Here is a 20,586-nt window from a genome sequence, read left to right as displayed (position 1 = left end):
GTTCTTCAGTCGTGAAGGACAAGGGTCTTGAGGGAGCACGTGGTGCCATCAGAAAGAGTGACGACGAGCAGGAAAGGGCCGTCACGCAGGCCCATCACATCGACCCGCGCACGATCAGCGCGCACCGCAAGATCCTGCACCATGCGTCCGTCGGCGGCGTGCACCGCGATATGATCGATCACCTGGTCGGCGCTCACAGTGATCCATTCGCTCGCGGGCGAAGGCGATGCATGGATCCGTGGGATACGTTCCTCCCACACCCCCGTGCTGAACTCCGCCACCAGCACGCTCGGCTCGGTGATGATCGGCGGGTTGAAGTCGAAGAAGATGGCGGCGGCGTTCTCGATCAGGTCACCGGGGAGCAGGCCTGGCCGGGGCTTCATGCGGAAGGCCACGTAACCCTGACTGCCTGGGAGGTCGGTGGTGCTGTCGGGCAGTTGGATGCCGGTGAAGGTGAAGACCAGCTCGCGCGCTGTGCCAAAGGATGGAGTGAATTCGTGCGAGGCTCCGAGTATCTCGAGGCTCAGAAGGTCCAGGTCCGGTTCGATCTCGTCGCGGATGACCACGGTGAAGGCCGTGTCCGTGCCCGTGTTCTGGAAGCGCACGGTGTAGTCGATCCACGCATCAGCCCCTATGAAATATTGGGACGTACTCCCGCTTGAGTTCGAGGTTCCCACCTTGTCGTTGGGGTCGTAGCTGGCCGTGATGGTCACGTTGAGCGTTGCGGTGTTATTCGCGAGATCGGGTTCACTGCTGGTGTTGCCAGCCGTGGCCGTGTAGGTGAGCACGTTGCCCACCAGGCCCACATCCGGCGGCAGGTCCGCCGTGAAGGGCAGCGTTACGGACTGATAGGGTGCGATGACGCCGATGCTCCACGGTGCTGCCGGGTTCGGGTCCTGCAGCAGTGGATCGAAGTACAGATCGACCGTCACATCGCCGCTCGGGAAGGCGGAGTTGTTGCTCACCGTGACCCATACCTGCGTGGGAAAGCCGGGCCGTGCCGCGGAACTGGTGAGATGGATGCTCACGTCGTGCGGTGCCGTGCTGAGGTTGGCGAACTCGACATATGCGGTGGGCGTGCCCGTGTCGATGCTGAACGCTGCGGAACCCGATGCCGGGCAGAACGCCACCTCATCCGTTAGCGGACCCTGTGCGATCGTGAAGTTGCCGTTGGGCAGGTTGCGGGCGAACTGTCCGTTGCCCCCACTTATCGTGAAGGCCTCTCCCGGCTCGATGCTGAACACCCGGTAGGGCAGGCGGATGTCGAAGTTGTTCAGCACGCAGTCCTGATCCGCATCGTGATAGATCAGGCCTGTCAGCGTGCCGCACGGTTCGGGCAGCGCGGGCACGGTGACCATTGCCGGTACCGTGCACCATAGGTCCAGGTAGCCTCCGCTCCAAGGCGCCCACCCCAACGGTGACACGGTGTATTCCCCGGCGGGCACACCCCCCAATGCGAAAGGCGGGAAGCCGGATTGGATGTACAGGGAATCGAACCCCAAGCCCTGCACGCGGAAGATGCCATTATCACCTGGCCCCGTGGCGTAAATGGTCCCATCCGGAGCCGCACCGCATGCAGGCGTTGCGCCTGCGGTGGTGTAGAATGGGCCTCCGAGATCCACCATGGCCTGGACCAAACCAAGACAGCCTTCGGAATCGATGACGGTGATGGATGTGGTTCCTGGACAAAGTCCTTGGAAGGTCACGGTGCCCGGGCCCATGAGGCCTGGATCCATCATCTGCCAATCGTAGCTGTATGGCGGTGTGCCACCGAAGGAGCCTTCGTTGGCCGTGGCCCACCCGTTGCACTGGCCATCGCAGGCGAAGAGGGTCTGCTGCGCCACCAGGAAGGGAGACAGGCCGGGCAGGCCGTCGATGGTGAGATCGGCCGTGGCCGTGGCTCCGATGGCATCGGTGACCAGCACTGACCATTGGCCGGGACAGAGGCCCGAGATGCCGGGTGTGCCCTGGCCATTGGGTGGGCTCGGCGACCACGCATACGAATAGGGCGGCGTGCCTCCGGACACGAACGCCTGGGCCGCACCGTTGCATTGACCGCACGTGGCCGGCAGGAACTGCACATTCACCTCAATGGCGGATGCTGACAAGGCGTGCAGAAGCACCAACGCGGTTGCAGGAGTGCGGCACATGGAATCACTGTTTGATGAAGAGGTTCCGGTATGTGCGGCCATCAGGGGTCGACATCAGCAGCCGATAGGCGCCGGGGGACAGGTGCGCGATGGAGAGAGATGCAGGGTCCGCGTTGACCGGAGCGGACAGTACGAGGCGGCCATCCATGGCGTGCACGTCGACCCTTCCACGCTCAGTGCCGTTCAGTCCAGCGATGAAAAGGATGTCATTTGCCGGATTGGGGTAAGCGCGCGGGTCATCTGGACCTGCTTCCCCCATTCCGGTGCTGGTCTCCACCACCAGTACGCTCGGCTCGGTGATGATCGGCGGGTTGAAGTCGAAGAAGATGGCGGCGGCGTTCTCGATCAGGTCACCGGGGAGCAGGCCTGGCCGGGGCTTCATGCGGAAGGCCACGTAACCCTGACTGCCTGGGAGGTCGGTGGTGCTGTCGGGCAGCTGGATGCCGGTGAAGGTGAAGACCAGCTCGCGCCCTGTTCCAAAGGATGGAGTGAATGCGTGCGAGGCTCCGAGGATCTCGAGGCTCAGAAGGTCCAGGTCCGGTTCGATCTCATCGCGGATGACCACGGTGAAGGCGGTGTCCGTACCCGTGTTCTGGAAACGCACGGTGTAGTCGATCCACATATCGCTGTCCAGGAAGAACTGCGTATCGCTGCCGCTGGCGTTCGCCACGCCGCGCTTGACGTTGGGGTCGTAGCTGCCGGTGATGGTGCGCGTGGCCGTGTAGGCGTTGTTGACGGTGTTCTGCTCGGGGGCGGTGTTGCTCACCGTGGCGGTATAGACCAGTTCCTGGCCCAGCAGGCCCACATCCGCAGGCACCATGGCACCGAAATCGAACTGCGCCTCACCGAAGGGCGGCAGTCCGGGGTGGGACCAGGTGGAGGTGCCCGGCGATTGCAGCAGCGGATCGTAGCTGAGCGCGATGTCCAGGGCTCCGCTGGGGTAGTACGACAGGTTGCGGACGGTGATCCCCACGCTCGTGGGAAAGCCGGGTCGCGCTGCGGTATGCGTGGAGACGAAGATCCGGACGTCGTGCGGCACGGTGCTGCTGTCGGCGAGATCCACGGTGACCTCGCCACCGCTGCCGGGAATGATGAAGGGTACGGGAGCTACGGGCGGGCACAATTGCACCGCGTCGACGAGCGGCTGTGCCAGGGTGTAGGCGCCCGGCTCCAGCGCACGGAAGTAGTCGCCGGCCCCATCGGTGATGGCCAGCTGCGCTCCCGGTTCAATGGGGAGCACCCGGTAGGGCAATCCGATGTCATCGCCGTTGAACGCGCAATCCTGATCGGCATCGTGGAACACGCGCCCGCTGACCGAGCCGCATGGTTCCTCCAGCGCTTCGATGATCACATCGGTGAGTGCGCCCGTGCAATACCCGACCATGAGGTTCTGCGGGTCCCAGAGCTGGACGGTATAGTTCCCGGGCGGCAGCCCGGTGATGGCATGGGGCCCCGGGGTTTCCCAATAGATATGCAGCTCGTCGTAAGTGCCTTCCAGATTCGTTACCCAGTAGGAATTCAGTTGTTCCGGTTGGTCGAGCAGCATGGAGCCGCCAGCTTCACCACAACTCGGTGAGCTGCCGACGAGCACCGGCACCCGGACCTCCGGGAATTCGGAGGGGAGGGTGGTGAAGGAACCCGCGCAGCCGGTGGCGTCGGTGACGGTGAAGGGCGTAGTGGCGTCGGGGCAGAGGGAGGTGAAGCGCTGCACGCCGGGCGCCTCGGGGTACACGGACCAGTAGCTGTAGCTGTAGGGCGGCGTGCCCCCGAGGCTCGCTTCGAAGATGAGCACGTGGCCGGAGCAGGCCCCCGCACAGGCTGCCTGCATCAATTGCTGACCGGGCGCTCCCAGCTCCTGTACGGCCTGCACGGTCGCGCTGGCCTCGGCGGTCCCGCCTTGTCCGTCCGTCACCGTCAGTGTGTAGTCGCCCGGCGCCAGGTTGCCGATCGAAGCGGTGGTGGCGCCGTTGCTCCATGCGTAGCTGTACGGCGGCAAACCGCCGAAGGCGTTGCTGGTGATCTGCCCGTTGTTGAGCCCGCAGCGCGCGGGCTGCACGTACAGCGTGACCTGCACGGCATGCAGCGGCAGTTGGAGGAGAAGGAGGCAGGCGAGGGTAGGGGTCCGGATCATGCGAAGGGCTTCACACGGTGAAGACGCAGGTGCGCCGATACCGTTGTGTGAAGGTGCCTCACACCGGCCGCATCCGCAAGCCCGGGATACGGTTTTCGACCAATGGATGCCGCCTACGGCTGCAGGAACATGCCCGCCCCCGGCCCGATGGGAAGCTCCAGCAGCACCCAGATGATGAGCATGATGCTCCAACCGATGAGGAAGACGATGGAGTAGGGGAGCATGGTGCTGATCACCGTGCCGATGCCGGCCTTGTTGTCGTAGCGCCCGATGAAGGCCACGATGAGCGCGAAATAGCTCATCATGGGGCTGATGATGTTGGTGACGCTGTCGCCCACACGGTAGGCCATCTGGGTGAGCTCCGGCGAGAAGCCCAGCAGCATGAACATGGGGATGAAGACGGGCGCCATGATGGCCCACTTGGCGCTGGCGCTGCCCATGATGAGGTTGATGGCCGCACTGATGAGCACGAAGCCGAGCAACAGGGGGATGGGACCGAGGTTGGCCGCTTTCAATGCACCGGCCCCTTTGATGGCGAGGATGAGCCCGAGGTTGGTCCAGTTGAAGTAGGCCACGAACTGTGCGGCGAAGAAGACGAGCACGATGTAGCTGCCGAGGGTCTCCATGCTCTTGGCCATGCCCTTCATCACGTCGTTATCGCTCTTGAAGGTGCCCGCACCGATGCCGTAAGCGATGCCCGCGAGCGCGGCGCTGATGAAGATGAGCGTGACGATGCCGCTCATGAAGGGTGAATGCAGCACCTCGAAGGTCTTGGGGTCGCGCAGGAAGCCCTGCTCGGGGAGCAGCCCGGCGAGCACGAAGGCGATTACCCCCGCCACGGTGACGGCGGCGAAGCGCATGCCCCGCTTCTCCTCTTTGGTGGCGCTGCGGATCTCCTCGGCCTTCTCACTGCCGGAGTAGGCGCCCAGGCGCGGCACCACGATGCGCTCGGTGACCCAGGTGCCGAGCAGCGCGATCACGAAGGTGCTCGCCGCCATGAAGTAGTAGTTGCAGGCGGGGTTCACCAGGTAGTCGGGCTGGATGATGCGGGCGGCCTCCTGGCTGAGGCCTGCGAGCAGCGGGTCGATGGTGCCCAGGAGCAGGTTGGCGCTGTAGCCGCCGCTCACCCCGGCGAAGGCGGCGGCGAGGCCCGCCAGGGGGTGGCGCCCGGCGGCGAGGAAGATCACCGCGGCCAGGGGCACCAGCAGCACGTAGCCCACCTCGCTGGCGGCGTTGCTCATCACCCCGGCGAAGACGATGACGAAGGTGAGCAGGCGCTTGGGCGAGGCCAGCACCACCGCGCGCAGCACCGCCCCGATGAGGCCGCTGCCCTCGGCGATGCCGATGCCCAGCAGGGCCACCAGCACCGTGCCCAGCGGCGCGAACCCGGTGAAGTTGGTCACCGTCTTGGTGAGGATCAGGTGCAGGCCCTCGGCGCTCAGCAGGTTCACCGGAACCACGGGCTCGCCGGTGGCGGGGTGGGTGGCGCTCAGTCCGGCCAGCTCGGCCGCCCAGCTCAGCACCACCACCACGCCGGCCAGGATGGCGAAGAGCGTGGCCGGATGGGGAAGGGCATTGCCGGCGCGTTCGATGATGGAGAGGAAGCGGTCCACGCCGCTGCGCTTGGTGGTGCTCATGGATGCGGTTGTGGACGGCGAAGAAAGCGGTTCGGGCGATCGGATGGCCGCGGCCATGCGCCGTGGCGATGCCGCGCCCTAGCTTCGCGGCATCGCACGCGACCTCACATACGCGGCCATCGACATCGGGTCCAACGCGGTGCGCCTCCTCATCGGCGAGGTCATCGAGCGCGATGACCATCCCGTGGTCAAGAAGCAGGCGCTGGTGCGCGTGCCCATCCGCCTCGGCGAGGATGTGTTCGATGGCGGCGCCATCAGCAGCACCAAGCGCGACTACCTCATCAAGAGCCTCAAGGCCTTCCGTCTGCTCGCCGAGGTGCATGGCGTGCAGTACCTGCGCTGCTGCGCCACCAGCGCCATGCGCGAGGCCACCAACGGCGACGACGTGCGCGCGCGGGTGGAGATGGAGAGCGGCGTGCACATCGAGACCATCTCCGGCAAGAAAGAGGCCGACCTTATCACGAACACCTTCTGGACGCAGGACCTGCTGAAGGACCGCAGCTACCTCTACATCGATGTGGGCGGCGGCAGCACCGAGCTCACCTGGCTGGAGCACGGCCGCCGCGTGAAGAGCGCGAGCTTCAAGGTAGGCACCGTGCGCACGCTCAAGGGCAAGGTGAACCCCGACGTGTGGGCGGACATGCAGGAGTTCCTCGACGACCTGCGCGCGCAGCACGGCCAGCTCATGGCCATCGGCACCGGCGGCAACATCAACCGCATCTTCAAGGAGAACGGCAACCTCTTCGGCGAGCCCCTCTCGCGGTCCGACATCCAGCGGCAGCGCGACCGCATCGCGGGCCATTCCTACGAGGACCGCATCCGCCTGCTGCGGCTGCGCCCGGACCGCGCCGACGTGATCGTCCCCGCCGCCGACATCTTCCTCCGCATCATGGAGTTCGCCGACATCGAGGAGGTCTTCGTGCCCAAGGTGGGCCTCGCCGACGGCATCATCTACGACCTGTACATGCGGCAGCGCGGCAACGTGCGCTACCCCCGCAACGAGCCCGTCGGGGCCTGACCCTCCCGCAGGCATGCGCCACGCCCTCGCGCTCGCCTTCCTGCTCGGTGCGGCTGCCGCTGCGGGTCAGCAGCCCTGGTCCGTGGGCGCGCGCGGCCACTACGGTTTCCTGTGGGCGCACCGCCCCGCCAGCTGGATCCTGGTGGAGGGCCATGCAGGTGCCGCCGAGGTCTTCGTCGAGCGCCAAGTGAGCGGCGACAGGCCCTGGCACCGCGCCTTCGGCAGGCCCCGCTATGGGGCGCTGCTGGTGCATACGCGCCTGGCCAATCCCCGGCATATCGGAGACGCCATCGGTGCCGTGCCCTACCTGGTGCTGCCCGTGGCACAGGGCGACCGCCTGGTCCTCGGGCTGCGCATGGGCTGGGGCGTGGGCTATGTGGCCAAGCCCTTCGACCGCCGCAGCAACACCGTGCAGATCGCCATCGGCTCGCGCCTCAACACCGCCATCCAGCTCATGCCCGAGCTGCGGTGGCAGGCCGGGCGCCTGAGCCTGCACGCCGCGCTGGGCCTCGACCATTGGAGCAACGGCAGCGCCAAGCAGCCCAACCTGGGCCTCAACTACATCTCGGCCTCCATCGGCGCCGCCTGCGCACTGGGCGCACCGTCCCCCGGGCCGCTGCCGCTTGATACCGCGCGCTACGAGCGGCCCCGGCGCGAGATCAGCGTGGTGGCGGCATTCGGCCTGAGCGAGAGCGGCCGTCCGCTGAACGGCCAGCGCGATGCCGTCTCCATCAGCGCCGATGCCAGCTGGCGCGCCGGCCGCAAGGGCGCCTGGAGCGCGGGCATGGACCTTTTCAACAAAGGCGACCTGCCCACGGTGCATGCCGAGCTGGAGGGCCGGCCGCGGATCGTCTATACGCAGCTGGGCGTACATGGCGGCGGGGCGCTGCTCTTCGGCCGGGGCGAGCTGCTGCTGCATTTCGGCGCCTACCTGATCTCGCCGATCACCGACGATGCCCCGGTGTACCAGCGGCTGGGAGCGCGCTACCGGCTGGGGCGCCGCCTGCTGGCGAGCGTCTGCCTCAAGTCCCATTTCGCCGCCGCCGACCATTGGGAGTTCGGCATCGGCTACCGTTGGCCATGAATCCGATCCGCATCCGCTTCGCCCTTGCGGGCCTTCTGGCCTTGGTGATGGCCGGCTGCCAGCGCGAGCGCTTGGATGATTGCTTCACGCCCACCGGCCCCATGGCGGCGGAGGAGCGCGCGGTGGGCGCCTTCCGGGCCATCGTGCTCGACGACCGCGTGGATCTGGTGCTCGAGGACCGCACGCCGGGCACGGTGATCGTGGAGGCGGGGGCCAACCTGCTGGGGCAGGTGGACACGGAGCTGGAGGGCGGCACGCTGCGCATCCGCAACCGCAACACCTGCAATTGGGTGCGCAGCTTCAAGCCGCGCATCACCGTGCGCGCCCCGGCGGCCGCCCTGGAGCGGCTGCAGCTGAACGGCACCGGACGAGTGAGCTGTGCGGACACGTTGCGGGCGCCGTCATTCCTGCTCGAGCAGCGCGGGGGGCAGGGCGAGTGCATGCTGCTGCTGCGCGCCGACCGCGCCGACATCGCCCTCCACACCGGTGCGGGTACGGTGATCCTGCGCGGACGGTGCGGCGAGCTCAACCTCTACAGCGGCATCATGGCGCCCATCGACGCTGCGGCCATGGATGCCCGATGGGTGAACGTGAACAACAGCAGCGTAGCCGACATCCGCTGCCGTGCCCGGGAGTCGCTCGATGCGCAGGTGCGGAGCGTGGGTGACGTGTACTACGCTGGGGATCCGGCGCTGGTGACCAGTGCCATCACCGGCAGCGGCCGATTGATCCGCGAACAATGAGCATGGGGACCCGGAGGTCCGAGGGGGGCTCTGGAAGGCGGCGGTCCAGGTGGACTGCGCCATTCCTTGCGATGGCGGGGATCAGGCTGGCGTCGGTCATGAAGCCCGCCCCTGCGCAAGCGGTGCAGGCCAGGGGCATGGCGGTCGTCGACGCGCAGGATGGAGAGGCGGGTCTTCGCCGCCACGGCTCTCCGGCAGCGGCGGGCCGGAGCGGCATGGCGTGCTGCTCCCCAAGCCTGGCAAGCGGAACGGTCGATCGGTGATGGCGGAGGCCCGCTACATTCGTTGGGCCCGGAACCGGGCATCCCGCTTCCCTGTCACCATGCTCCATTCCAACCGCCTGCCGCTCCTCATCGCCTGCGCCTTCGCCGCCCCGGCCTGGTCACAGGATGCTGAAACCGTTGTCCAGCGCTGGATGCTGGAGCGGCATACGGCGCTCGGCCTCACGGCCGAAGAGGCCTCCGCCTATGCCGTCACCGACATGCACGCCGATCGCAAGGGCGTGAGCTACGTGTACATCCAGCAGACCGTCCATGGCCTGCCCGTGCTGGGCGCCGTGGCCAACTTCGCCGTGCGCCAAGGCCAGGTGGTGGGCCACGGCGATCGCCTGCAGCGCGGCCTGACCCAGCGCGCATCGGTGCCGCAGCCGGCTTTGGATGCTCAGGGGGCGCTGCGCCGTGCCGCTCGCGAGCTCGGCCTGGGCGAGGCCTCGCCCCGCGTGCTCGAGGAGCGCTCGCCCACCGAGCTGCTGCTCGATGGCGCTGGGGTCTCCTTGGACCCCATACCGGCGCGGCTGTCGTATGCCGTGGGCGCCGAGGGTGCCGTGCTGCTCTGCTGGGAGCTCACCATCCGTGCGGCCGATGCGCCCAACTGGTGGCACTTGGCGGTGGATGCATCCAACGGCGCCATCGTGCACGCCATGGACCGCATCGTGCGCTGCAGCCACGCGCCCGGTGCCTTCGGCCGGCCGTATTCCGCGCTCAGCGATCTCGTGCGCGCTGACGCGCCTCCGGCTCCGCTGCCGCTCGACGGCTCGGGCTACCGCGTGTTCCCCTTCCCAACGGAGAGCCCGGCCCACGGCCCGCAGGTGCTGGTGAGCGAGCCCGCCGACGTACAGGCATCGCCGTTCGGCTGGCACGATACCGATGGCGTGCCGGGGGCGGAGTACACCATCACCCGCGGCAACAACGTGTTCGCCTACGAGGATGCGGACGACGACGACCAGCCGGGCTACAGCCCGGACGGCGGCGCCGCCCTGAGCTTCGACTTCGACTATGCGCCGCCGCAGGGGCCGCAGGACTACCTGGACGCCTCCATCACCAATCTCTTCTTCGCCTGCAACGCGCTGCACGATGTCCTTCATCGCTATGGCTTCGATGCGGCGAGCGGGAACTTCCAGGCCAACAACCTCGATGCCGGCGGCGAGGGCAACGATGAGGTGATCGCGCAGGCGCAGGACGGCGGCGGCATGAACAACGCCAACTTCGGCACACCGGCCGACGGCCAGAGCGGCCGCATGCAGATGTACCTGTGGCGCGCAGGCATTGACAGCTCGCTCACGGTGAATGCCCCGGCCACCGTGGCGGGCGTGTACGTGAATGCCCTGGCCGGTTTCGGTCCGCCGCTGCCCACCGAGCCCATCACGGCCGGTCTCGTGCTGGCCGAGGACGGCACGGCCCCGGTGAACAACGCCTGCGAAGCGCTCACCAACGCGGGCGCCATCGCGGGCAGCATCGCCATGGTGGACCGCGGCCAATGCACCTTCATCAGCAAGGTGGAGGCCCTTCAGGCGGCCGGTGCACTGGCCGTGATCGTGGTGAACAACACGGCTGGCGACCCCATCGCCATGGGCGGCACTGGCGGACAGGGCATCGTGATCCCCAGCGTGATGATCTCGCAGGCGGACGGCCTTCTGCTGAAGCAGGCGCTGCTCAACGGCCCGGTGAATGCCACCCTGGTGGGCGAGGATGGGGAGGACCTGCGGGATTCGGGATTCGACAATGGCATCATCGCGCACGAGTACGGCCACGGTGTCAGCAACCGCCTCACCGGCGGTCCCGCCAACGTGGACTGTCTGTGGAACGAGGAGCAGATGGGCGAGGGCTGGAGCGACTACATCGGCATGGTGCTGACCATGCAGCCCGGCGATGCGGCCGCCATGCCGCGCGGCGTGGGCACCTTCGTCCGCGACCAGGGGCCGGCAGGAGCGGGCATCCGGCCTGCACCATACACCACGGACCTGTCCGTCAACCCCTACACCTACGGCGCCACCAACGAGGGGGACCTGTCCCAGCCGCACGGCGTGGGCTTCGTGTGGGCTTCGATGCTCTGGGACCTCACCTGGGCACTGGTCGACGAGTACGGTTACGATCCGGACCTGTATGCGGGGACCGGCGGCAACAACCTGGCCCTCCAGCTGGTGATGGATGGCATGAAGCTGCAGCCATGCAACCCCGGCTTCGTGGACGGGCGCGATGCGATCCTGCTGGCCGATGAGCTGCTCACCGGCGGCCAGAACGCCTGCCTCATCTGGCATGCATTCGCACGGCGCGGCCTTGGCCTCGGCGCCGACCAGGGCGATTCCTTCAGCCGCTTCGATCAGCAGGAGGCCTTCGATGTGCCCAACGAATGCCTGAGCACGGGCCTCGGCGCGCTTGAAGGGCTTTCCGCCTTCGGCCTGCAGCCCAACCCGGCGGGCGGCCGCACCGAGCTGGTGCTGCCCAGGGCCCTACGCACCGATGCGCGGCTCCGCGTGCTTGGCGTCGATGGGCGGCTGTGGCGCACCGAGCGCATACCCGCCGGCACCGTGCGTGCGGTGCTCGACCTGGCGGGGCTTCCCCCGGCGGTCTACGTCGCGGAGCTGAGCGTCGAGGGACGCGTGCTCACCGAGCGCTTGGTGGTGCAGTGAGCCTTCGCCAGCGGGCCTTCTCTTCATCAGGCTCATCCGGATGATCATGATCTCCCCGTGGTCAGCTCGGTGACCGGGGCATCGTAGGTGGTGGCGACCCCTGCTTAACCGAAGGGGCTGGGCCCGGGGGGCTTGTTCCTCATGGCGTTCACGTGGCGGCCATCGTTATCGGCATCGGCGTGGCCAGCAGGCTGCGCCCCGGCGATCTGCTCGCGGCCCAGAGTTGGAGCGCGGGAGCAGCGGTGCCGATCATCTCCACCGTGCGGCCTTCGGTCATGGGCTTCCTCACCGACCTGCTGCCGGAGAACCCGCTGGCATCGATGGCCTCGGGCGAGATGGTGTGCATCGTGGCCTTCGCCATCATCGCGGGCATTGCGATGCTGTCGCTGGATGCCACCACCGCCGAACCGGTGATCCACCTTTTGGGGGTCGTACAGGAGATCTGCATGACGATCATCCGCTGGGCGATGAAGCTGGCGCCGCTGGCGGTGTTCGGCCTCATGTGCCAGGTGACGGCGTCGGTGGGCTGGCATGCGCTGAGCGGGCTGGGCATTCACGTCTTCGCCGTGCTGCTAGCCATGGCCCTGCTGGCGTTGGCGAATGTGCTGTTGGCGTGGTGGTGCGGCGTGCGCCCCGAAAGGTTCCTGCGCGGATGCCGTGACATGATGCGGCTCGCCTTGAGTGCCGCAAGTTCCGGGGCGGAGATGCCGCTGAACCTGCGCACCGCGCTGGAGACCTTGCGCATCCGCGAGCCCATCGCCCGCTTCGTGGTGGCGATGGGTGCCATCATCAACATGAGCGGCACGGCCGTGTTCCAGGCGATTGCCGCCATCTACCTCGCGCAGGTCTAGGGCCTCGAACTGGGCACCCCGGCCATCGTGATGGTGGTGGTGACCACTGTGACCGCGTCGATCGGCACGCCTTCCGCACCTGGGACCGCGTGACCGTGCTGGCCACCATGCTCAGCAGTGCGGGCATCTCCGTGGAGGGCATCGGCATCATCATCGGCGTGGACCGCCTGCTGGGCATGGTGCGCTCCGCCTTGAATGTGATGAACGACATGACCACCTGCCTCTGGTTCGAGGGGAGGGCGCGCAGGGCGGAGCGGTGATGGCCACTGCGGGGATGGCTCCGACGGCATCGGTATGGTTCCGATGATGACGGCGGTGGTGCGCTGATCTACCGCGGTCGTGCACCGGAGCCGATACCTTCGCGGGAATGGCAGCCAACACCCCATCGCCGGGCAACGCCCGTCAGCAGCCACCGGGTCGGAACGCCCTCCCCAAGCCGCCCCAGCTGCCGCGGATCTCGTGGTTCTGGTTCGTCATCATCCTCCTGCTCAACATCTGGTTCGTGCGCTCCTTCATGAAAGGCGGCGCCGAGGAGCCCGTCACCGTGCCCTACACGCTCTTCAAGGCCGAGGTGGAGCGCGGGAACGTGAAGGAGGTGTACGGCAAGGGCGAGTCCATCAGCGGCACCTTCACCGCGCCCGTCACCTGGCCCCAGGATACCACCGCCGCGGATGTACGCGGCAGGAAGCCCACCGAGGTGAAGCACTTCACCACCATCCTGCCCGCCTTCGCCGACACTCGCTTGGAGGAACTGCTGCTCGACCGTGGCGTGGAGATCAGTGCCGAGCCCATCGTGGAGGATACCAACCCGATCCTCTCCTTCCTGTTCATGTTCGGTCCGGCGCTGCTCATCATCGCCATGTATATCTGGCTGTTCCGGCGCATGCGCCAGGGCCCGCTGGGAGGGGGCATGGGCGGCCTCACCGGTCTGGGCAAGAGCAGCGCGCGCCGCTTCGACAAGGAGACCGACAAGCGCGTGACCTTCGAGGACGTGGCCGGCATCGACGATGCGGAGGACGAGCTGGTGGAGATCGTGGACTTCCTGAAGGACCCGCAGAAGTATACCCGGCTCGGCGGCGCGGCACCCAAGGGCGTGCTGCTGATCGGTGCGCCGGGCACGGGCAAGACGCTGCTGGCGCGGGCCGTGGCGGGCGAGGCCGACGTGCCCTTCTTCAGCATGAGCGGCTCGGAATTCGTGGAGATGATCGTGGGGGTGGGGGCGGCCCGCGTGCGCGACCTCTTCAAGCAGGCCCGCGAGAACGCGCCGTCCATCATCTTCATCGACGAGATCGACTCCATCGGCCGGGCGCGCGGCCTCACCGCCTTCGGTGGCGCGCAGGAACAGGAGCAGACCCTGAACCAGATCCTCGCCGAGATGGACGGCTTCAGCAGCACCACCGGCGTGATCGTGCTGGCTGCCACCAACCAGCCGGACATCCTGGACAAGGCCCTGCTGCGCGCCGGCCGCTTCGACCGCCGCGTGGTGGTGAACCTGCCCGACAAGAGAGGGCGGGAGGCCATCCTGCAGGTGCACACGCGCAAGGTGCCGCTGGCGGCTGATGTGGTGCTCGCCGAGGTATCCGCCGCCACGCCCGGCCTCAGCGGCGCCGACTTGAAGAACCTGGTGAACGAGGCCGCTCTCCTGGCAGCGCGCCGGAACCGCCAAGAGGTGATGCAGGCCGATTTCATGGATGCCCTCGAGAAGGTCCTGTTGGGCCCGGCACGGGCGCTCCTGCTCAACCCCGCCGACCGCGAGCGCATCGCCTACCACGAGGGAGGGCACGCCGTCCTGGGCCTGCTGGTGCCCGGCTCGGACCCCGTGAAGCGCGTCAGCATCGTGCCGCGCGGACAGGCCCTGGGCGTCACGTACCAGCGTGCCGACGAGGACCGCTACAATTACACGGAGGGCTTCCTCAAGGCACGCATCGTGGGCATCCTGGGCGGACGCGTGGCCGAGGAGATCGTCTACGGAGACCGCACCACCGGCGCCGAGAACGACATCGAGCAGGCCACCGGCATCGCGCGGCGCATGGTGACCCGCTGGGGCATGAGCGACGAGCTGGGGATGGTGGAGCTGGCCGCGCGCGAGAACCCCTACCTCAGCAACGGCTACGGCGCGCTGGGGCGCAAGGACATCAGCGAGCACACCGCCCAGCGGATCGATGCGGAGGTGCGCCGCATCATCGGCGAATGCCACGCCGAGGCCACGCGGCTGCTCAGCGCGCACCGCGCGCAGCTGGATGCCCTGGCCAAGGCCCTGCTCGACCGCGAGACGCTCGACGAGCGGGAGATCCAGGAGGTGACGGGGCTGAAGCCGGCGACGAAGGCGCGTGAGCCCCTCGTCTGAATGGGGCGGCGCAGCGCAGGGGATGCTCCGACCAGCTGGTGCGCTCAGCGGTGCACCAGGGCCCGCAGCGCGAGGCCGTCGCGCTCGCGCCGCAGGAGGTAGATGCCCGGGGACAGGCCGCTCACATCCACCGCTTCGCCCTGCACGCGCATGCGGGCCACGGTGCGGCCCGCGGCATCGAGGATGCGGATGGGCTCACCGGCCCAGTCCGGCACATGGAGCAGCGTGCTGGCCGGCTGCGGATAGGCAAGAGGCAGAGAGGCGGACCGCTCACCTTGGCCCGTGCTCAGGCAGGCGTCCGGATCCGTGGCGATGGCGGCCCACCAGCCGCTGAGGTTGGCGGCGCGGAGCGGGAGGTTGGCGGTGTAATGGTAGCTGCCGTTGTCGCCGTAGCGCGCGCATTCGAAGAGGGCGAGGCCCGGGTTGAAGGCATCGCAGGGCTGCAGATCGGCCAGCAGGGGCGGAGGAGCATCCAGCGTGCTGAAGAGCTGCTGCAGGCCTGCGCTGCCCACCATGATCGGAAGGCCATGGTGCCAGGGCGTGGCGCCCAGGTTGCAATGCGTGCTGATCGTGGCATACGGCCGGCCTGCGCCGGAGAGCACCACGCCATCGCAGGTCTGGTGATAGAGGTACACCGAGGGCGTGTCGGGGCCCTGCATCCAGTCAAGCGCAAGGGCATCGAGCGGTACGCCGCCGTAGAAGGCCGCCACGCCGCGCACGCGGGCATCGCTGCCGTTCAGGTTCAGTATGCCCTCCACGGGGCCGAGGTCGGGGCGCGCGCGCATCGGCGCGTCCACCTCCCATTCGCGCACCACGCATTCGAGTGCGGTGAGGTTGGCGCACTTGAAGTAGGGTGCAGGGGCATCGGGCAGGGCGGCGCAGCTGGCAGGCTTCTCCGCATCGCGGTCGAGGAAGGCGGTGGCCAGGGCGATGAAGGCGCCCGCGCTCTCGCCGGCCACGAAGACCTTCTCCACGCACACGCTGTCCTGCGGCGCCCGTTCCTTCATGTAGCGGATGGCGCCCTTCATGTCCTGCATGCCGCGGTAGATGGCGCGCATGATCTCCAGGGTGTCGGCGGCATAAAGGGCGCGGTAGGCCTCGGGCCAGAGGGAGGGCGGGTAGCCCGCCACGGGGTCGCTCACGTAATCGTCCTTGTGCCAGCCGAGGCGGTAGTTGATGCTGGCCACCACATAGCCGCGCTTCACGAACTGCTGGGCCAGCTGCACGATCCCGTTGGGTTCGTCCTTGCACCCGGCGAGCCAGCTTCCTCCATGGGCGCAGACCACCAGGGGGCGCTGCGTGTCGGGATTGCCGATGGGCTTGTAGATGTCGAGCCGCAGCGTGTCAGCGACGCCCAGGTAGTTGGCGGCGATGCCGTACACCAGGTCGCTCTCCACGGTGAAGCCGTACTGGTCAGGCGTTGAGTAATCCTGGCCGATGGCGCATGGCGAGACGAGGATGCACGGGGCGATCAGGAGCAATGGGCCGGGCCGCATGATGCCACCAAGGTAACCCTCGGAGCATGGATGAACGGCCGCCGCGCTCAACCGGCGGCGGCCCGTGCAGGCTTCTGCCACCGACCTTCGCCGCATCCATGAGCAAGGCCATCCGAGCGAAGGCGAAGGAGCTGCTGGGCTTCGGCATGTCCAAGCAGGCCGTATTCGAGACCCTGGTGATGGAGCATCCCGAAGCCAGGCCGAAGCGGATCGCGGAACTGCTGCGCTACAGGCCATCGCAGCAGGCGCGCGAGCGGTACCGCACCGTGCACATGGCCCTGATGGCGGCAATCGCCGCATCGGCAGCCGTGCGCGTGCTGCGGCCCGTGCTGCAGGATGCGATCCGCATGGATCAGGCCACGGCCTACCTGAGCCTGGTGCCCATCGCCTCCTTGCTCGTGGGCTGGAGCATCTACCGTTGGCAGGGCCAGGTGATCGAGTGGGTGGGCTGGGGCAACCTGCTGGGTGCATCGGGCCTGTTGGGCGCCTTGAAGGCCGTGGCCAAGGGCCAGGGCGATCCGTGGCTCATCGCAGGAAGCGCGCTCACGGCGCTGATCGGCGTGCTCGCGCTGGTCCTTTCGCAGCGTGTATTCGCCAAGCCGAAGGAGGAGAAGGATCCCTTGGGCGGCCCCAGCCGATTCGTGTTCCCCGACGAGGGCATTCGGTAGCGGACGCCTATATTTAGCTCGCCTCCCCGCCGATGATGCGCGTGCTTTCCGTTTGCCTGCTCCTCGTGGCCGGCGCATGCACGGCCCAGGATGGCTTCTTCCACATCCTGCATAACGGGAAGAAACTGGGTACCATCAACGTGCTGCGCGTGGCCCGGGGCGATAGCGTGACCTACTCGATGACATCACGCTCCAACTTCACCTTCCTGTGGAAGCGCGAGGTGAACACGGTGGTGCGCACGCTCTACGTGGATGGGCGGGTGACCGGCTGCCATACCATCGTGCGGGATGGCGCGACCCTGAGGGACAGCAGCGCACTCCGCGCCATCGGAGGGCGCGGGCTCTATGTGGTGCACCCTGACAAGGTGTACAGCGCGGCGCTGCCGGCCAATCCGTGGACCACCACTCGGCTATACTATGAGGAGCCGCTTGGCCAGGACAGCGTCTTCGTGGAGAGCGAGCTGTCCGAGTGCCCCGTGGAGCGCATCGCGCCGGGCGAGTACATCCTGCGGCTTCCCAACAAGGAGAAGAACCACTACGTGTACCGCGACGGCGTGCTGCAGGAGATCCGCGTGGACCGTGGATGGCTGGGGCTGGTGTTCCGCAGGGCAGGGTAGCCAAGGGTCCGGCCGCTTGAGTGCTGCTGCGCCCTTGGAACGGTGTTCCTCATGGAAGCAGCATGCCCCAGCAGGCGAGCGCGGCAGTCATCGGCGAGATGATCATGATCGCCGCAATGCGCAGCCACGCCGCCTCGTTGGTTCTCTTCGTCCGCCACAAGTGAAGACCGCTGAGTGTGATGAAGAGGAGCGGTACCCACGCAAGCGCGGATAGCACGCTGCCCAGCCCGAAGTAGTACACCCCTTCCTGCATCAGCAGCACGCCGATCAGGCCGATCACCGTCGCGTTGGCAAGTCCTGAAAGGATGGGCGTGATCAGCGAACGGGCGCTCCGCCCTCGGACCTTGGCCACGCTTCGGCCGATGAGCTGCACCAGGTTCACCGCGCCCACAATGACCGCCACAGCGGCCATTGCCAGCAAGGCCCAGAACAGCCAACGCTGGTGGAAGGGCGTGAGGTGGCTTTTCAGCCGATCATATTCGGGACGCGGCCCGAAGAGCGAGGCCATGTCCACGCGACGGTCGCCCTTGGCCAGTTCCTCCTTCAGGTCGAAGGTGACACGCTCGCTGAAGTCGTGGTAGAAGTAGAGGTGGGCCCTCTTTTCGGCAGGATCGAACAGCACGCTGTACAGAGTGCCTTCCCCCATCTTCGATCGGCACGCGGTCATGGTGTAGAGGACGTTCTCCGCGCCTTCCCAGGATGTGCCGCCCCCGTTCATCAGCACCTGCCGGCCGGCCTGGAGGCGCGCGATCGGAATGGTGCCGGGATCGCTGCACCGGCTCATGCGCCAGTTGCCGAGCGCGAACCACGGGTCGTTGCCGGTGAATAGCGTATCCGGCTCCAGCACCAGGTAAGCGCCTTGCGCATCGCAGAAGAAGAGCTGACCGACTGCCGGCCCCGTGTTCACGGTGCGCAGGTAGGCTTCCACCTCCTTCACCGTGGCGCAGCTGCGCATGATGTGGCGGATGGCATCGGGGGTCTCCACCGTGGGCATATTGGTGCGCCGCTTCACCGGTCCGTATTCCACGATCAGGATATCGAACGCCAGCCCGGCCTCGTTCATGCCCAGCTGGTCGGCCATGGCGCGCGTGGGGTGGCCGTTGTAGTTCGCGAAGTAGAGGGTGCCGTAGCCGCCATCCCGGCCCTGCTCGAAACGCACGTTGGCGTTGATGCTCCACGAATCCTCGTTGCAGCCGATGAAGGTGCGGCTCTCGTGGGAGACCTTGAAGGCGGTGCAGGCCAACGTACTGAACTTCACCGTCAGCCAGAACAGGCAGAAGAGTACCGATCGGATCATGTGAACGCTCAATGCGATCGGATGGAGCAAGTAACGATGGGCTGACTACTTTCTGATACCGGACCGAATTGAACGGTCATCCTTGCCGGGTCTTGCGATCGCCGGTGGGTTCTTCAGCAGCTTCAGGTCGTAGAGATCAGTGCGGCGGTCGCGCATGATGCGCACGCTGCCATGGGCATTGAGCTCCTTCAGCAGGTCGCGGTCCACATCCACGATGAGGGTCATCTCCGTGTTCGGGGTGGCCTCGCTCTTGATGCCGTTGGTGGGGAAGGCGAAATCGCTGGGGGTGAACACGGCGCTCTGGGCGAACTGGATGTCCATGTTCTCCACCTTCGGCAGGTTGCCCACGCTGCCGGCGATGGCCACGTAGCACTCGTTCTCGATGGCGCGGGCCTGCGCACACCGTCGCACGCGCATATACCCGTTCTGCGTGTCGGTGAGGAAGGGCACGAAGAGGATCTGCATGCCCTGCAGGGCCAGCAGGCGCGAGAGTTCGGGGAACTCCACATCGTAGCAGATGAGGATGCCCACCTTGCCGCAATCCGTATCGAAGACCCTCACCTCATCGCCGCCCGTCATGCCCCAATACTGCACCTCGTTCGGGGTGATGTGCACCTTCTCGAACTTCTCCCAGGTTCCATCGCGCCGGCAGAGGTAGCCCACGTTCTTCAGGTGGTCTCCATCAAGCAGGGGCATGGAGCCGGTGATGATGTTCACATTGTACCGGATGGCGTAGTCGATGAACTTGTCGCGCAGCGGTTCGGTGTACCGCGCCAGTCCGCGCATGGCCGAGGCCTCGTCGAGGTCGTTGAACTCGGCGAGCAGGGGTGCATTGAAGAGCTCCGGGAAGAGGCAGAAATCCGCCTGGTAGCTGCTGATGGCATCCACGAAGAACTCCACCTGGTCGCATAGGGCGCCGAGGTTGGTCATGGGCCTCATCTGCCATTGCACCAGTCCCAGCCGCACCACCTCATTGGCCCGGCCGGCGATCTTGGGCCGCTGGTCATGGTAGATGTTGTTCCATTCGAGGAGGGTGGCATACTCACGTGAGCTGCTGTCGCCCTCCAGATAGCCCTTCATCACCTTCAGCACGTGGAAATCGTTGCTGAGCTGAAAGGAGAGGGTAGGGTCGTAGATCTCCTTGAGGCGCACTTTCTCGATGTAGGCCCGCGGACTCAGCTCATCCGCGTACTTGGCGTAGTTGGGGATACGCCCGCCCGCGACGATCGCCTTCAGGTTGAGGCGCTCGCACAGCACCTTCCGGGCCTCGTACAGCCGCCGCGCCAGTCGCATGCCGCGGTACTCGGGGTGCACGAACACATCGATGCCGTAAAGCACATCGCCCGACGGGTCGTGGGTGCTGAACGTGTAGTTCCCCGTGATCTGGCGGTAGGTATGGTTGTCACCATAGAGGTCATAGTCGACGATGATGGATAGCGCGGAAGCCACCACCTTGCCGTTCACCGTGACGCAGAACTGCCCTTCGGGGAAGCGGGCGATGAGGGTGCGGATGTGGTCCTCCCGCCAGATGGCGCCGGCCATGTCCGGATAGGCCTGCACCATGGCCTCGCGCAGGTTCTGGAAATCCTCGAGCTTCAAGTGGCGCAGGCGGATGCGGATATCCTTGGGCATACCTCAA

15 protein-coding genes are annotated in these 20,586 nt (G+C 66.8%); 9 read left to right on the top strand and 6 right to left on the bottom strand.

Going from position 1 to position 20,586, the window contains the following annotated elements:
- Positions 1-5: 5 nt before the first annotated feature.
- The 3 genes from QY325_08085 to QY325_08075 form a co-directional block, all read right to left on the bottom strand.
- Positions 6-2,150, bottom strand: coding sequence for a hypothetical protein (locus QY325_08085; GenBank protein WKZ67874.1), 2,145 nt, complete (start codon positions 2,148-2,150; stop codon positions 6-8).
- 4 nt (positions 2,151-2,154) lie between these two features.
- The gene (locus tag QY325_08080) at positions 2,155-4,281 is read right to left on the bottom strand and encodes a T9SS type A sorting domain-containing protein (GenBank protein WKZ67873.1); all 2,127 of its coding nucleotides are present in this window, start codon (positions 4,279-4,281) and stop codon (positions 2,155-2,157) included.
- A gap of 113 nt (positions 4,282-4,394) precedes the next feature.
- Positions 4,395-5,918 carry an AbgT family transporter gene (locus tag QY325_08075; GenBank protein WKZ67872.1) on the bottom strand — a complete coding sequence of 508 codons (1,524 nt, stop codon included), beginning with the start codon at positions 5,916-5,918 and terminating at the stop codon, positions 4,395-4,397.
- A 139-nt stretch (positions 5,919-6,057) separates the two neighbouring features.
- Between QY325_08075 and QY325_08070 the strand changes: the two genes are divergently transcribed.
- The 7 genes from QY325_08070 (at position 6,058) to ftsH (ending at position 14,869) form a co-directional block, all read left to right on the top strand.
- Entirely contained in the window at positions 6,058-6,936 is an 879-nt protein-coding gene (locus QY325_08070; protein ID WKZ67871.1) for an exopolyphosphatase, read from the top strand.
- A 13-nt stretch (positions 6,937-6,949) separates the two neighbouring features.
- Positions 6,950-8,020, top strand: coding sequence for an acyloxyacyl hydrolase (locus tag QY325_08065; protein WKZ67870.1), 1,071 nt, complete (start codon positions 6,950-6,952; stop codon positions 8,018-8,020).
- Positions 8,017-8,763, top strand: coding sequence for a head GIN domain-containing protein (locus QY325_08060; GenBank protein WKZ67869.1), 747 nt, complete (start codon positions 8,017-8,019; stop codon positions 8,761-8,763). Before QY325_08065 ends, QY325_08060 begins: the two co-directional genes overlap by 4 nt.
- A 322-nt stretch (positions 8,764-9,085) precedes the next feature.
- The gene (locus tag QY325_08055; GenBank protein ID WKZ67868.1) at positions 9,086-11,671 is read left to right on the top strand and encodes a T9SS-dependent M36 family metallopeptidase; all 2,586 of its coding nucleotides are present in this window, start codon (positions 9,086-9,088) and stop codon (positions 11,669-11,671) included.
- A gap of 152 nt (positions 11,672-11,823) precedes the next feature.
- A complete protein-coding gene (locus QY325_08050; GenBank protein WKZ67867.1) occupies positions 11,824-12,522 on the top strand; it encodes a cation:dicarboxylase symporter family transporter in 699 nt (232 codons plus the stop codon).
- 89 nt (positions 12,523-12,611) lie between these two features.
- Positions 12,612-12,782 carry a cation:dicarboxylase symporter family transporter gene (locus QY325_08045; GenBank protein WKZ67866.1) on the top strand — a complete coding sequence of 57 codons (171 nt, stop codon included), beginning with the start codon at positions 12,612-12,614 and terminating at the stop codon, positions 12,780-12,782.
- 107 nt (positions 12,783-12,889) lie between these two features.
- Positions 12,890-14,869 carry an ATP-dependent zinc metalloprotease FtsH gene (gene ftsH, locus QY325_08040; GenBank protein ID WKZ67865.1) on the top strand — a complete coding sequence of 660 codons (1,980 nt, stop codon included), beginning with the start codon at positions 12,890-12,892 and terminating at the stop codon, positions 14,867-14,869.
- 44 nt (positions 14,870-14,913) lie between these two features.
- Here the strand turns inward: ftsH and QY325_08035 are convergent, their stop codons facing one another.
- Entirely contained in the window at positions 14,914-16,365 is a 1,452-nt protein-coding gene (locus tag QY325_08035) for an alpha/beta hydrolase fold domain-containing protein (protein WKZ67864.1), read from the bottom strand.
- A 98-nt stretch (positions 16,366-16,463) separates the two neighbouring features.
- On the opposite strand from QY325_08035, the gene QY325_08030 reads away from it, so the two are divergent.
- Both QY325_08030 and QY325_08025 read left to right on the top strand, forming a co-directional pair.
- On the top strand, positions 16,464-17,033 hold the full coding sequence (locus tag QY325_08030) for a hypothetical protein (GenBank protein ID WKZ67863.1): 570 nt from the start codon (positions 16,464-16,466) through the stop codon (positions 17,031-17,033).
- 32 nt (positions 17,034-17,065) lie between these two features.
- Entirely contained in the window at positions 17,066-17,650 is a 585-nt protein-coding gene (locus QY325_08025) for a hypothetical protein (GenBank protein WKZ67862.1), read from the top strand.
- A 49-nt stretch (positions 17,651-17,699) separates the two neighbouring features.
- Here QY325_08025 and QY325_08020 read toward each other — a convergent pair whose 3' ends face one another.
- Positions 17,700-18,947, bottom strand: a complete 1,248-nt coding sequence (locus tag QY325_08020) for a hypothetical protein (GenBank protein ID WKZ67861.1) — start codon at positions 18,945-18,947, stop codon at positions 17,700-17,702.
- Positions 18,948-18,992: 45 nt separating this feature from the next.
- Positions 18,993-20,579: a bifunctional GNAT family N-acetyltransferase/carbon-nitrogen hydrolase family protein gene (locus QY325_08015; GenBank protein ID WKZ67860.1), complete on the bottom strand. Its 1,587-nt coding sequence runs from the start codon at positions 20,577-20,579 to the stop codon at positions 18,993-18,995.
- Between the last annotated feature and the right edge of the window lie 7 nt (positions 20,580-20,586).

It is taken from the genome of Flavobacteriales bacterium, from assembly GCA_030584065.1.
Classification (GTDB): Bacteria; Bacteroidota; Bacteroidia; order Flavobacteriales_F; family PHOS-HE28; genus PHOS-HE28.
This window is presented reverse-complemented; position numbering and strand designations above follow the sequence as displayed.

Excerpts from the sequence above, each read along its gene's own strand:
- QY325_08085 (WKZ67874.1), bottom strand. The coding sequence starts at position 2,150 with ATGTGCCGCACTCCTGCAACCGCGTTGGTGCTTCTGCACGCCTTGTCA.
- QY325_08080 (WKZ67873.1), bottom strand. The coding sequence starts at position 4,281 with ATGATCCGGACCCCTACCCTCGCCTGCCTCCTTCTCCTCCAACTGCCG.
- QY325_08075 (WKZ67872.1), bottom strand. The coding sequence starts at position 5,918 with ATGAGCACCACCAAGCGCAGCGGCGTGGACCGCTTCCTCTCCATCATC.
- QY325_08065 (WKZ67870.1), top strand. The coding sequence starts at position 6,950 with ATGCGCCACGCCCTCGCGCTCGCCTTCCTGCTCGGTGCGGCTGCCGCT.
- QY325_08060 (WKZ67869.1), top strand. The coding sequence starts at position 8,017 with ATGAATCCGATCCGCATCCGCTTCGCCCTTGCGGGCCTTCTGGCCTTG.
- QY325_08055 (WKZ67868.1), top strand. The coding sequence starts at position 9,086 with ATGCTCCATTCCAACCGCCTGCCGCTCCTCATCGCCTGCGCCTTCGCC.
- ftsH (WKZ67865.1), top strand. The coding sequence starts at position 12,890 with ATGGCAGCCAACACCCCATCGCCGGGCAACGCCCGTCAGCAGCCACCG.
- QY325_08035 (WKZ67864.1), bottom strand. The coding sequence starts at position 16,365 with ATGCGGCCCGGCCCATTGCTCCTGATCGCCCCGTGCATCCTCGTCTCG.
- QY325_08030 (WKZ67863.1), top strand. The coding sequence starts at position 16,464 with ATGAGCAAGGCCATCCGAGCGAAGGCGAAGGAGCTGCTGGGCTTCGGC.
- QY325_08025 (WKZ67862.1), top strand. The coding sequence starts at position 17,066 with ATGATGCGCGTGCTTTCCGTTTGCCTGCTCCTCGTGGCCGGCGCATGC.
- QY325_08020 (WKZ67861.1), bottom strand. The coding sequence starts at position 18,947 with ATGATCCGATCGGTACTCTTCTGCCTGTTCTGGCTGACGGTGAAGTTC.
- QY325_08015 (WKZ67860.1), bottom strand. The coding sequence starts at position 20,579 with ATGCCCAAGGATATCCGCATCCGCCTGCGCCACTTGAAGCTCGAGGAT.